General features: G+C 69.8%; 13 protein-coding genes. 4 read left to right on the top strand and 9 right to left on the bottom strand.

Features of this window, described 5'->3' with window-relative positions; translation table 11 throughout:
- Positions 1-8: 8 nt before the first annotated feature.
- Positions 9-1,112: an anhydro-N-acetylmuramic acid kinase gene (locus tag V4F39_RS14000; RefSeq protein ID WP_332290571.1), complete on the bottom strand. Its 1,104-nt coding sequence runs from the start codon at positions 1,110-1,112 to the stop codon at positions 9-11.
- A 25-nt stretch (positions 1,113-1,137) separates the two neighbouring features.
- Positions 1,138-2,514: a M23 family metallopeptidase gene (locus tag V4F39_RS13995; protein WP_332290131.1), complete on the bottom strand. Its 1,377-nt coding sequence runs from the start codon at positions 2,512-2,514 to the stop codon at positions 1,138-1,140.
- Between the two features lie 220 nt (positions 2,515-2,734).
- On the opposite strand from V4F39_RS13995, the gene tyrS reads away from it, so the two are divergent.
- Both tyrS and dtd read left to right on the top strand, forming a co-directional pair.
- Entirely contained in the window at positions 2,735-3,955 is a 1,221-nt protein-coding gene (gene tyrS / locus V4F39_RS13990) for a tyrosine--tRNA ligase (RefSeq protein WP_378234958.1), read from the top strand.
- Positions 3,956-3,971: 16 nt separating this feature from the next.
- On the top strand, positions 3,972-4,415 hold the full coding sequence (gene dtd, locus V4F39_RS13985) for a D-aminoacyl-tRNA deacylase (protein ID WP_332290129.1): 444 nt from the start codon (positions 3,972-3,974) through the stop codon (positions 4,413-4,415).
- 59 nt (positions 4,416-4,474) lie between these two features.
- Here dtd and V4F39_RS13980 read toward each other — a convergent pair whose 3' ends face one another.
- Positions 4,475-5,401 (bottom strand): MBL fold metallo-hydrolase, encoded by a 927-nt coding sequence (locus tag V4F39_RS13980; RefSeq protein WP_332290128.1) that lies wholly within the window; start codon positions 5,399-5,401, stop codon positions 4,475-4,477.
- Positions 5,398-7,068, bottom strand: a complete 1,671-nt coding sequence (locus tag V4F39_RS13975) for a long-chain-fatty-acid--CoA ligase (RefSeq protein WP_332290570.1) — start codon at positions 7,066-7,068, stop codon at positions 5,398-5,400. The genes V4F39_RS13980 and V4F39_RS13975 overlap by 4 nt, the downstream gene beginning before the upstream one ends.
- A gap of 215 nt (positions 7,069-7,283) precedes the next feature.
- Between V4F39_RS13975 and V4F39_RS13970 the strand changes: the two genes are divergently transcribed.
- Positions 7,284-8,228 (top strand): esterase/lipase family protein, encoded by a 945-nt coding sequence (locus tag V4F39_RS13970; protein ID WP_332290127.1) that lies wholly within the window; start codon positions 7,284-7,286, stop codon positions 8,226-8,228.
- A gap of 42 nt (positions 8,229-8,270) precedes the next feature.
- On the opposite strand, the gene hppD is transcribed toward V4F39_RS13970, so the two are convergent.
- The gene (hppD, locus tag V4F39_RS13965; RefSeq protein WP_332290126.1) at positions 8,271-9,392 is read right to left on the bottom strand and encodes a 4-hydroxyphenylpyruvate dioxygenase; all 1,122 of its coding nucleotides are present in this window, start codon (positions 9,390-9,392) and stop codon (positions 8,271-8,273) included.
- A 138-nt stretch (positions 9,393-9,530) separates the two neighbouring features.
- On the opposite strand from hppD, the gene V4F39_RS13960 reads away from it, so the two are divergent.
- The gene (locus V4F39_RS13960) at positions 9,531-10,013 is read left to right on the top strand and encodes an Lrp/AsnC family transcriptional regulator (RefSeq protein ID WP_332290124.1); all 483 of its coding nucleotides are present in this window, start codon (positions 9,531-9,533) and stop codon (positions 10,011-10,013) included.
- Between the two features lie 3 nt (positions 10,014-10,016).
- Here V4F39_RS13960 and V4F39_RS13955 read toward each other — a convergent pair whose 3' ends face one another.
- The 4 genes from V4F39_RS13955 to V4F39_RS13940 all read right to left on the bottom strand — a co-directional run bounded on the left by V4F39_RS13955 (position 10,017) and on the right by V4F39_RS13940 (position 12,415).
- A complete protein-coding gene (locus V4F39_RS13955) occupies positions 10,017-10,841 on the bottom strand; it encodes an HDOD domain-containing protein (protein WP_332290123.1) in 825 nt (274 codons plus the stop codon).
- A 226-nt stretch (positions 10,842-11,067) separates the two neighbouring features.
- Complete coding sequence (locus V4F39_RS13950) at positions 11,068-11,331, bottom strand: hypothetical protein (RefSeq protein ID WP_332290122.1); 264 nt, start codon at positions 11,329-11,331, stop codon at positions 11,068-11,070.
- A 48-nt stretch (positions 11,332-11,379) separates the two neighbouring features.
- Positions 11,380-11,541, bottom strand: coding sequence for a hypothetical protein (locus tag V4F39_RS13945; protein ID WP_332290120.1), 162 nt, complete (start codon positions 11,539-11,541; stop codon positions 11,380-11,382).
- Between the two features lie 310 nt (positions 11,542-11,851).
- On the bottom strand, positions 11,852-12,415 hold the full coding sequence (locus V4F39_RS13940; protein WP_332290119.1) for a hypothetical protein: 564 nt from the start codon (positions 12,413-12,415) through the stop codon (positions 11,852-11,854).
- Between the last annotated feature and the right edge of the window lie 15 nt (positions 12,416-12,430).

Below are 12,430 nucleotides of genomic sequence, written 5' to 3'. Positions count from 1 at the left end.
GCAGCGTTCTAGCGAGCGGGGTAGAGCGCGCCCAGCACGCGCGGCCCCTGCGCCCCGGTCACCTCGGGAAGGTTGCCGGGGCGTTTTTCCAGGAAGGCCTGGGCCAGCCAGGCAAAGGCCGCCGCTTCCACCTGCGTCACCTGCAGGCCGGCCTCATCGGTCAGCCGGATCCGGATGCCGGGCAGCAGGGCGGTGAGCCGCTGCATCACATGCGTGTTGTGCGCGCCTCCGCCACAGACCCAGAGTTGCCTTGAGGCGGGTGCATGACGGACCAGGTCGGCGGCGACGGACCGGGCCGTCAATTCGGCCAGCGTGGCCTGTACGTCGGCCGCATCACGGCTTGTCAACGTCTGGGGATCCAGCCAGTCGAGGCTGAAAAGATCCCGCCCGGTGCTCTTGGGCGGCCGGCGTGCGAAATACGGCTCGGCCAGCCACTGCGCCAGCAGCGCTTCGTCGACCCGGCCGCTCGCGGCCCAGCGGCCGCCTTCGTCGTAGGGCTGGCCGGTATGGCGTTCGCACCATCCGTCGAGCAGGGCGTTGGCGGGGCCGCAGTCAAACCCCAGGACCGGGCCCTCCGCCGGCAGCAAAGTCAGGTTGGCGATGCCGCCCAGGTTGAGGACGGCCGTGGCCATGTCCGGCTGGGCGAAGAGCGCCGCGTGGAATGCCGGCACGAGGGGCGCTCCCTGCCCGTTGGCGGCAACGTCCCGGCTGCGGAAGTCGCATACCACGTCGATCCCGCAGCGTTCAGCGAGCAGCGCGCCGTTGAGCAATTGGCATGTGTAGCCGATGCCGTCGAATGCTCCAGGGCGATGGCGCACGGTCTGCCCATGGGCGCCGATGGCGCGTACCTGCGCACGGGACGTGCCGCCGAGCACGGCCTCGATCCGCTCTTCGCACGCCAGTGCCAGCGCATTGGCGGCCAGTGCGGCGCGGTGCAGTTCGTTGTCGCCGGGCGCGTTGAGCGCCAGCAGCTCGCTGCGCAACTCCGGCGCGAACGGCGCGTGCGAGTGGGCCAGCACCGTCAGCGTCTTGCCGCCTTCGGCCAGATCCACCAGCACCGCGTCGATGCCGTCCAGCGAGGTGCCGGACATCAGGCCGATGTAAAACCCCATCGTCGATGTGCCGGACAAGCGTCTGTCAGTCGTCGACGCCGTGCGCGCCTTCCAGCGTTTCCGCCAACGCCAGCTGAGCCTTGTAGGTGAGGGCCCGGGCAGTGAAGTCCGCCCGTTGCGCGGAAGAGATCGTCACCGCCTCCGAGCCCTTGGCGATCGACAGCGGATCCTGCTGCTGCCCGTTGACCTTGAACTCGAAGTGCAGGTGCGGTCCGGTCGCCCAGCCCGTGGCGCCGACGGCACCGATCGTGTCGCCCTGGCTCACGCGTTCGCCCTTGCGCACGCCGATGCGAGACAGGTGCGCGTACAAGGTGCTGCGCTCGTTGTTGTGGCGGATCTCGATGACGTTGCCATAGCCGTTCTGCACACCGGAGAACGTCACCACGCCGTCGGCGACGCTGCGCACCGCGGTGCCGGTGGGTGCACCGTAGTCGACGCCGCGGTGGGCGCGCCAGCTGCGCTGGATCGGATGGAAGCGCATCGCGAAGCCCGAGGTGATGCGGGAGAACTCCATCGGGCTGGCGAGGAAGCTGCGCCGCTTGCTCTGGCCGTCGAACCCGAAATAGGCGCCCCGGCCACCCGCTTCGCGATACCAGACCGACTGGTACGCCTTGCCTGCGTTGACGAACTCCGCGGCCAGGACCTTGCCCGTGCCCTGGTTCCAGGTGATCGGTTCGCCGTCGGCGGTCAGGGCCTCGTAGACGATGCTGAACGTGTCGCCCTTGCGCAATTCGCGGTGGAAATCGATATCCGCCGCAAACATCTCCGCCATTTGCGCTGCAATGGCGTCGGGAATGCGGGCTTCGTCGCTGGAGGCGAAGAAAGAGGTGCGGATCGTGCCGCTGGCCAGCCGCACCTGCGACTGCAGCGGCGCCACGGCCACCTGGCTGCGCAACGTGCCGCCTTCGCGGGTGATGGACAAGCGGGTGAAGTGGCTGGCCGTCTTGTCGGTGGTCTCTGCGGGATAGCGTGCCACCAGGCTCACCAGCGAGCCGTCGGCGGCCGCGACGACCTGCACCATCTTGCCCGCGCGGCCTTCGAGCAGGCGCCGTGCGGTCGGATCGCGGCGCAGGAAGGCGGCCGCGGCGGCATCGTTCACGCCCAGTCGCTTGAGGAGCGTGTCGGCCGTGTCACTGCCGCGGGTGAGGTCGTTGCGGCTGAGCTCGAGGGCATGTTCGGCCAGCGCCTCGAGCTGCGCGGCCACCGGCTCGTGCACCACGGCCTCGGTGATGATGCGCTGCGGCAGGTCGGATGCGTCGGGCGCCAGCGGGGCGATGCCGAATGCGGTGGCCGACAGGCCTGCGAGGAAGGTGACGACGGCCGCAGCGATGCCGCGGGGGTGGTGTCGGGAGAAATCTTGGACGGCGGTACCTGCACGCGCCAGCGTTCGCAATGGATCCAATTTGCGTTGGCGGGACTCAGGCCCCGAATTCGGTGTGGCGCCGGCGCGGGCGGCGGTGCCACGGGGTCGGAAAAGACGTTCGAGGGGGCTCGCTAGAATTGCGTTCCGCGTCGGACGCCGTCGAGGGGACGTGTTCTCGTAGTCCTACAAGTATATCGGCCGACCCCCCTGAACGCGTAGGCAGATCCACTGCATTTACAAGCCTTCCATGTCAAGAAATGTGAACGACGCTCCCGTGTCCGACCGTGTGCTGGAGGCGCTTGCGATCAGCCGCAGGGGCTGCGACGAACTCCTGCCCGAGGCCGATTGGCTCAGGAAGCTGCAGCGTTCCGACGCCACCGGCCAGCCGCTGCGCATCAAGCTGGGCCTCGACCCGACCGCCCCCGACATCCACATCGGCCACACGGTGGTGCTCAACAAGATGCGCCAGTTGCAGGATCTGGGCCACCAGGTCATCTTCCTGATCGGCGACTTCACCTCGATGATCGGCGACCCGTCGGGCCGCAACGCCACGCGCCCGCCGCTGACGAAGGAGCAGATCGAGCTCAACGCGCAGACGTACTACAAGCAGGCGAGCCTGGTGCTCGACCCCGCGAAGACCGAGATCCGCTACAACTCCGAATGGAGCGACCCGCTGGGCGCGCGCGGCATGATCCAGCTCGCCGCCAAGTACACCGTCGCGCGGATGATGGAACGCGACGATTTCCACAAGCGCTTCCACGCCAACACGCCGATCAGCGTGCACGAGTTCCTGTATCCGCTGATGCAGGGCTACGACTCGGTGGCACTGAAGAGCGACCTGGAGCTCGGCGGCACCGACCAGAAGTTCAACCTGCTCGTGGGCCGCCACCTGCAGCAGGAATACGGCCAGGAGCCGCAGTGCATCCTGACCATGCCCTTGCTCGAAGGGCTCGACGGCGTCGAGAAGATGAGCAAGAGCAAGAACAACTACATCGGCATCACGGAGCCGGCGAACGCGATGTTCGCGAAGCTGCTGTCGATCAGCGACACGCTGATGTGGAAGTACTTCACCCTGCTGAGCTTCCGCTCCGAGGCCGAGATCGCGAAGTTGCGCGCCGAGGTCGAGGGCGGGCGCAACCCGAAGGACGCCAAGGTGCTGCTGGCCAAGGAGATCACCACGCGCTTCCACAACGCGGCCGCGGCCGATGCGGCGGAGCAGGATTTCCAGAACCGCGCGCGCGGCGGCGTGCCCGACGAGATCCCCGAGGTGTCGCTGGCCGGCGGCCCGCTGGCCATCGGCGCGCTGCTGAAGCAGGCCGGCCTGGTGCCCTCGACCAGCGAGGCCGCGCGCATGGTGGAGCAGGGCGGCGTGCGTGTCGACGGTGCGGCCGTCAGCGACAAGGGCCTGAAGCTCGATGCCGGCACCTACGTGGTGCAGGTCGGCAAGCGCAAGTTCGCGCGCGTCACGTTGTCGGCCTGACGGGCCCGTCCGCCGCATGCTGGCGCTGATTCAGCGGGTGGCCGAGGCGTCGGTCGACGTGGGGGGCCGCACGATCGGTGCGATCGGGCCCGGGCTGCTGGTGCTGGTGTGCGCCGAGCCGGCCGACACCGAGGCGCAGGCGGCCAGGCTGGTCGCCAAGCTGCTGAAGCTGCGCATCTTCAGCGACGAGGCCGGCAGGATGAACCGCAGCGTGCAGGACGTGGCCGGCGGGCTGCTGATCGTCTCGCAGTTCACGCTGGCCGCCGACACCCGCGGCGGCAACCGCCCCAGCTTCATGGGCGCCGCGCCGCCCGAACTGGGCCGGCGCCTCTACGAAGCCGTGCTGGCCGAAGCGCGCCGGCACCACCCGGTGGTGGCCACCGGCGAGTTCGGTGCCGACATGCAGGTGCGGCTCGTCAACGACGGGCCGGTGACGATTCCCCTGCAGATCACCGGTTGACGATTTGTCGCCGCTGATGCCGCGGCATCGCGTTTGCAACGGCTTGCCGCATGCCGACGTCAAGCGGCATGGATGTCGTCGCCGCACCCGACCAGGGTGCCGTCGCGCAGCAGCCGGTCGAGGTTCTCTGCCGCGAAGTCTTCCGGCGAGATGCCGGCCGGCAGCCGCCGGCCGAGTTCGCGCAGCAGCGGCGTGGCGGTCATCCAGCGCAGCAGCGCCGCGCGGGGCCGGCTGCGGTGCTCCAGCAGGTTGAACACCACCAGCGCGCGCAGCGCGTAGCGCAGGTGGGCAATCGGCTGTTCGGCGAACAGCGCGATGCGTTGCCGGCTGGCTGCCAGCGCTTCGGCCACGTCGGTGAACGGGGCGCCGTGTCCGGGGATCACGATGCGCGGCGCCAGCGCCTCGATGCGTTGCAGCGCCTGCAGCGCGGGTCCGATGCCGGGCTCGGCCACCAGTTCGGGGAAGAGGATGGCCACCCGCTGCTGCCACAGGGCGTCGCCGGAGATCAGCACGCCGTGCACGGGCTCGAAGAGCATCACCGCGTCCGGATCATGGCCCGGAGCCGCATGCACCTGCCAGGTGGCGCCGCCGAGCACGATGGACCGGCTGTCGTCGAGCCCGCCCGTGGCGCCAAAGCGTGCGCAGCGCTGGTCGGTGGCCTCGAAGCTCAGCGCGCCCGCGGTGTCCCAGCGGTTCACTGCGTCGACCAGCGTCGCGGGCACCCACACCTCCTCGGCGCCCGCGGCCTGCAGCGCGGCATTGCCGCCGCAGTGGTCGGAATGCAAGTGCGTGTTGACGATGCGCCGCACGCCCTGCGGCAGCACCGCGGCCACGAGCGCCTGGGTCTGTTCGGCATGCGACACGTAGCCCGTGTCGACGATCGCCGCCGGCGAGCCGGGCCGCTCGCCGAACACGACGTTGTTCGATGACAGCCAGCCGCGCTCCAGCACGTGGAGGCCGAGCGACTCGAACGCGTCGGCGATCAAGGCTTGCGAAGCTCGCGCCGCAGGATCTTGCCGACGGCGCTCTTGGGCAGGTCGTCCCGGAACTCGATGTACTTCGGCCGCTTGTAGGCGGTGAAGTTCTCCTTGCAGTAGCGCATCACCTCGTTTTCGTCGAGCGTGACCCCCTCCGCACGGACGATGAACAGCTTGACCGCCTCGCCCGACTTCTCGTCGGGCACGCCGACGGCAGCGCACTCGAGCACGCCGGGGTGCAGCCCGACCACCTGCTCGATCTCCGTCGGGTACACGTTGAAGCCGCTGACCAGGATCATGTCCTTCTTGCGATCGACGATGCGGATCTCGCCGGCCGCGTCCATCACGCCGATGTCGCCGGAGCGGAAGTAGCCGTCGCCGGTCATCACGCGCGCGGTCTCGTCGGGCCGGCGCCAGTAGCCGGCCATCACCTGCGGACCGCGGATGCAAATTTCGCCCGGCGTTCCCGGCGGCACGTCACCGCCCTCGTCGTCGCGGATCGCGATGTCGGTCGACGGCAGCGGCAGCCCGATGCTGCCGCTGAAGCCCTCGAGGTCGAAGCGGTTGCAGGTCGCCACCGGCGAAGTCTCCGACAGGCCGTAGCCTTCGACGATCACGCTGCCCGTCACCTCGCGCCAGCGCCGGGCGGTGCCCTGCTGGACGGCCATGCCGCCGCCGCTGGAGACGGCGAGCTGCGAGAAGTCGAGGCGGTGGAACTCGGGGTCGTTCAGCAGCGCATTGAACAGCGTGTTCACGCCGGGGAACATGTGCACGCGGTGCTTGGCGAGCGTCTTGACGAAACCGGGGATGTCGCGCGGGTTCGGGATCAACAGGTTGGTCATCCCGAGCCGCAGCCCGAGGAAGTTGCAGGCCGTCAGCGCATAGATGTGGTACAGCGGCAGCGCGCAGACGATCTTGAGCGGCCGGCCCGCGAAGCGCTTGAAGGCCGGCTGGAACCAGGCTTCGCTCTGCAGGATGTTGGCCACGACGTTGCGGTGCAGCAGCATCGCGCCCTTGGCGGTGCCCGTCGTGCCGCCGGTGTACTGCAGGAAGGCGATGTCGTCGGGGCCTGCGCCCGCGCGCCGCAGAGAGAGGCGGCTGCCCTGCTGCAGCGCGTCGTTGAAGCGGGTGACGCTGTGGTTGTCCTCCAGCGGCAGCCGGTATTCGGGCACCAGCCGCTTGGCGTGCCGGACCGCGAAGTTGACGAGCTGCCCCTTCCAGAAGCCGAGCATGTCGCCCATGGCCGCCAGCACCACATGGCGGACCTCGGTGCGAGCCAGCACCTCCTCGAGCGTCGCGGCGAAGTTCTCCAGCACGACGATGGCTTTGGCGCCGGAGTCCTTCAGCTGGAACTCCAGCTCGCGCGCCGTGTAGAGCGGGTTGACGTTGACGACGACGAAGCCCGCTCGCAGCACCGCGGCGATCGCCACCATGTACTGCGGCAGGTTGGGCATCATCAGCGCCACCCTGGCGCCGCGCTCGAGGCCGAGCGTCTGCAGCCAGGCGCCGAGGGCCAGCGACTGCTCGTCCAGCTCGCGGTAGCTGAGCCGGGCGTCCATGCATATCGACGCATCGCGCGATGCGTGGCGGCGGAAGCAGTCCTCCAGCAGCTCGACCAGAGAGGGATAGGCGTGCGTGGCCACTTCGGCGGGCACGCCGGCGGGGTAGTGCGCCAGCCAGGGCCTCGCTGCGCCGGCCCGGTCGGCGCTGGCGCCGGATGACGAGGCCGGCGCGGGGGCCGGATCGGACGTCACGATTGCATTCACGCTGGACTCCTGTCGTCAGGGCACGCCGGCGCATCTTCGGCGCAGCGCCCGTCCGCCACCACGGTAGTTCTCCCACGCACGCCGCGGGCGGCCCCCATCCGCAGGGCTTCTGCTAGAACCCGGGCATGCTTGCCCGATTGCAACGAGCCATGGTCTTCACGCTGCTGGCGCTGGCCGCGGCCTGGAACGCGTGGTGGCTGCCGCAGGAGCGGTGGCTGCTCGCGCTGGCGGGCAGCCTGCTCATCGCGCTGCCGCATGCGCCTGTACTGGCGCTGGAGTTCCTGCTGCTGCGCCGCGTCCACCGGGATGGCGAGGTGCCGCGTGCCTCGGGCCGGGCGCTGTTCGCGGCCTGGCGGCACGAGGTCGTGGCGGACGTGGTGGTGTTCGGCTGGCGGCAGCCCTTCCGTTCACGCGCCGAGGCCGACCACCTGCCCGCCGATGCGCAGGGCCGGCGCGCCGTGCTGCTGGTGCACGGCTTCATCTGCAACCGGGCGGCCTGGAACCCCTGGATGCGTCGGCTGCGCGCCGCGGGGTGCCCTTTCGTGGCCGTCGACCTGGAGCCTGTCTTCGCGCCGATCGAATCGTACGTGCCGATCATCGAGGCCGCCGTGCAACGCCTGACCCGTGCCACCGGGCGGCGGCCGCTGGTCGTCGCGCACAGCATGGGCGGGCTGGCGGTGCGGGCCTGGCTGGCCGGCGCGGCCCCGGCGCCCGGCGGCGAGGCCGGCGCGGCCATGGACCCGGTCGATGCGCGCACCGCCGGCGTGGTGACGATCGGCTCCCCGCACCACGGCACCTGGCTGGCCCGGTTCGGCACCACCGTGAACACGCGCCAGATGCGCCTGGGGGGCGATTGGGTGGAGGCCTTGCGCCGGCGCGAGCCCGCCGCCCGCTACCGGCGCTTCACCTGCTGGCACAGCCACTGCGACAACGTGGTGTTCCCCGCCTCGACCTCGCGGCTGCCCGGTGCCGACAACCGCCATGTGCCCGGGATGGCGCACCTGCAGATGCTGAGCCATCCGGCCGTGTTTGCCGACGTGCTGCGGCGCCTGCAGGCGCCGGGCGGCTGAGGACGCGGCCGGCAGGCATCGCCGGCGGGCCGTGCCCCGCGTTCAGGCCGCGTTCTTGTCGGCCGTGGCCGGCTCGCTCTTCAGCACGCCGCGGCGCATCTGGTCGAGTTCGATGCTTTCGAACAGCGCCTTGAAGTTGCCTTCGCCGAAGCCCTGGTCGCCCTTGCGCTGGATGAACTCGAAGAAGATCGGGCCGAGCTGGTTCTCGCTGAAGATCTGCAGCAGCAACTCGCCCGGCTTGCCGTCGATCAGGATCTTGCGCTTGTGCAGCTCGGCCACGTTCTCGCCGTGGCCGGGGATGCGCTTGTCGACCAGCTCGTAATAGGTGTCGATGGTGTCGAGCAACTTCACGCCGCTGGCGCGCAGCGCGTCCACGGTCTTGTAGAGGTCGCCCGAACCCATCGCGATGTGCTGGATGCCTTCGCCGCGGTAGCTGTCGAGGTACTCCTGGATCTGCCCCGGCGTGTCGTTGCCTTCCTCGTTGATCGGGATGCGGATCTTCAGGCAGGGGCTGGTCAGTGCCTTGCTCTTCACGCCGGTCACCTGGCCTTCGATGTCGAAGTAGCGGATCTCGCGGAAGCCGAACAGGCGCTCGTAGAACTCGGCCCATTCGTTCATGCGGCCGCGGTGCACGTTGTGCGTCAGGTGGTCGATGTACTGCAGGCCGTGGCCCACGGGGTTGAGCTCGGCGCCGGGCAGCGCTTCGAAGTCGACGTCGAAGAAGCCGATGTTGCCGATGTCGCCGTCCTTCGCGCCGTTCTTGCCGCGCCAGCGGTCGACCAGGTAGATGATCGAATCGCCGATGCCCTTGATGGCCGGGATGTTCAGCTCGCCCGGGCCGGCGTGGCCGGCGTAACCCCAGGCGCCGAGCGACAGCGCGCGCTCGTAGGCGGCCTTGGCGTCCTGCACGCGGAACGCGATAGCGCACACGCTGGGGCCGTGCAGGCGGGCGAAGCGCTGCGCGAACGAATCCGGCTCGGCGTTCAGGATGAAGTTGATCTCGCCCTGGCGATACAGCGTCACGTCCTTGTGGCGGTGCTTCGCGATGGCCTTGAAGCCCATGCGCTCGAACACCGCGCCCATCGCTGCCGGATCGGGTGCGGCGTATTCGATGAACTCGAAACCGTCGGTGCCCATCGGGTTGTCCCAGGGGGTGAACTGCATGGCTCGTCTCCGTTTGGGTGGGGTGGGTTGCCGCAGGGCGGCGCCGTACCTTCACTGTAGGAGCTCCGGCGCGCAGGTTTGCTGCAAACTCCGGCCTGTGAACGAGGATATACGCAACAACACTGCGAGTGCACCGCAATGAACACAGAAGACGCGCTCGATGCCCTGGATCGGCGCATCCTTCGCGCGCTGCAGGACCATGGGCGAACCACCTACGACGAGCTGGCCGCGGCGGTGGGCCTGTCGCCCTCGGCGGCGCTGCGGCGCGTCAAGCGGCTGGAGGAGGCGGGTGTCATCGCCGGCTACGTGGCGTTGGTGCGGCCCGAGCGCGTGGGCCTGGGGCTCACCGCTTACGTGAACGTGCGGCTCGAGAAGCAGTCCGAAAGCTCCAAGCGCAACCCGATGGACCTGTTCCGCGCCGCCGTGCAGACGTGGCCGGAGGTGGTCGAGTGCGTGTCGCTCACCGGCGAGATGGACTACCTGCTGCGCGTGCTGGTGGCCGACATGGCGCATTACGCGCGCTTCATCTCCGACGTGCTGCTGCGCCACCCCAGCGTGCAGGACTGCAAGACCAGCTTCGTGCTCGACCGCGTCAAATCGACGACCGCGGTGCCGGTGTGAGGCTTATGCGTCGATCTCGCGCAGCAGCGCCTGCGTCGCACCGGTGTTCATGCGCAGCAGCTGCGCGATGTCGCAGATGTCGTCGGGCAGCGCGGGGTTGTCCCAGCCGTTCGCCGTGTGCCGCGCCAGCCGCACGGCCAGTTGCACGTTGCGCACCGGGGTCTGGTGGGCCAGCCGGTCGTCGCCGAGGTCGAGCAGCAGCTCCGGCAGCGCCCATGCCTTCATCACGGCCTGCTGCAACTCGTGCAGCGTGATGCCCAGCACCTGCCGCTGCGCCGCCTCCGAGCGCAGCGCCGGGTCGGCCTCCTGGCGGCGGGCGATCTCCAGCGCCAAATCGGGCGCGTGGCACCACAGCAGCATCTCGGCGATGTCGTGCAGCAGCGCGGCCTCGCGGATGACCATGGCGTCGTGGTCCATGCGCTGCACCGCGAAGGCCAGCGCGAACTGGGCGGCGCGGTGGGCGCGGACCATGACCTGCTGCAGGCCGCGCAGCGCGGCGGGCCGCTGCGCCAGGCGGTCGTCGACCGTCGGCAGTCCGGAGAAGGCGCGGAAGAACGGCGGCACGCCCATCAACACCAGCGCGGCGGTGAGTGTCTCGATGCCCGTCTCGCGCCGATGATGCCGGCCCACATGCGCCAGCACCCGCAAGGTCAGCAAGGGATCGTCGCCGAGCGCCTCGGCGAGCGTGTGCGCGTCGACGGCGTCCTCGTTGGCCGACAGTGCCTCGATCGCGTCTGCCGTCTCCGCCAGCACCGGCACCGGGGCGTCACGGAAGTGCGCGACCCAGGCATCCAGGGTCGGCAGGGGGCGTTCGATCAGGGGCGGCATGTCGGGCTGTCCTCGTCCGGGGCGCGAACCACAGTGTCGCCGCCCCGGGGGCGAAGGTCTTTGACCCGTTATCGGCGTCCGGGCCGGGCTTTGAAGCCGGGCATACCCTCGGTGCACGCCGGTGGCGGCCTGCTCGCTCAGGCCAGTGACTGCAGCGCGGCGGCGAGGATGGCGGCGGCCATCACGGCCGCCGTCAGCCACAGCGCATGGCGGTCGGGTTCACCCATCACAGCCTCCTGACGCCGGCGAGCCGGCCCACCAGCTCACCGTCGACAAACAAGGCACCTTCCGGCGCGCCCGCTTCGGCGTAGAACTCGAGCTGGCGTTCGGCCGGGGCGCGCGGCGGCGCGGCCGCGAGTGCGCGGGCGGCGCGGGCGAGCCCACGACTGGCCTGCAGCAGCAGGGCGGCCAGCACACGGCTGGGCAGGGCGGGGCGTTGAAGCAGGTGGCCGGGCTCCGGGGCCGGCCAACGCAGGCTGTGCTGCGGCATGGGGTCTCTCCTTGGCGGTGGCGGCCCGCGGGCCGCTCACCGGACGATTCATGGGCTGGGGGGTCTCAAGCTGTCGAGGTCGCGCCGAAGTTCGCGGCGGGCCTGCTGGCGCACTGCGCCGGTGCCGGGGCGATGCACACCGGCTCGCCGGCGCCGGGCGGCCGTGGCAAAGGGGTTGCGCGGCGGCAGGGAGGGCAGGGTGATCTTCATGGGTCATCTCCTCGCGGGGAATGGACGGGCGCCGCACGAGGCGGCATGGCAAGCAAAACGGCCCGGATGCAGGAGCATTCCGGGCCGTGGCGGGGAGGCGCTGACGAACGCGGGTCGTCTGCTCAGTCCTCTCCAGCCCACGGCAGGGGCGATCGGGCATGCTGCTGCGCAAGGTTTGTTGCCGTTGCGCAAGGCGTCAGCTTGTCGAAAACCATGGCGCTCCTGCCGTCCGGTGGGGAAGGCTCGATGATAAACAATCGATTATCTTGCGCAAGAGTCTTCATCCCAAGATCTAGGGATGGAGCGGCCTTCAGCGCTTTTTCTGTTTCAGCGGCGCCACGCCGCGGCGGGTCTGCAGCCACAGCTTGCTGGCGTCGTCCTGCGGCGGCGGGGGTGCGGCGGGGGCGGCAGGCGGGCCGGCCGCGGGCACCAGCACCTCGCCCAGCAAGTCGAGCAGGCGCGCCCGGGCACGTTGCGGATGGCGCCGGTAGTAGGTGAGCACCAGGCCAACGATGAAGCGTTCGTCGTCGTCCTGCGGCAGCCGGCTTTCGGCGGCGGGGGCCGGCGCCGGCGCAGGGCCGCCCGTGGGGGCGGGCGGCGCGGCGTCTCCGCCATGCGGCTGGTCCATCCACCCCGCGGGCTTGTGGGATAGCTGTTCGAACTGGCGCGCCAGCCGTTCGCCGATTTGGCGCGAGCGGCTCTTGATCTGGCTCCAGTAGCTGGGCTGGATCTGGAGGCGTTCGGCGAAGCGGCGCTCCAGGCCGCGCAGCGTGGCGGCATCGGCGTGGCGCACCGTGGCTCGCACGAACTCGTCGAACAACACCATGGCGTTGTCGAGCCGGATCTGGGCGACATCGCGGGGTTGGTCTGACATGGCCGGATGATAAAG

The sequence above is a fragment of the Aquincola agrisoli genome (genome assembly GCF_036621135.1).
Classification (GTDB): Bacteria; Pseudomonadota; Gammaproteobacteria; order Burkholderiales; family Burkholderiaceae_C; genus Aquincola; species Aquincola agrisoli.
Note: the sequence above shows the minus strand (reverse complement) of the source record. Positions and strands in the feature narration are given on the sequence as shown.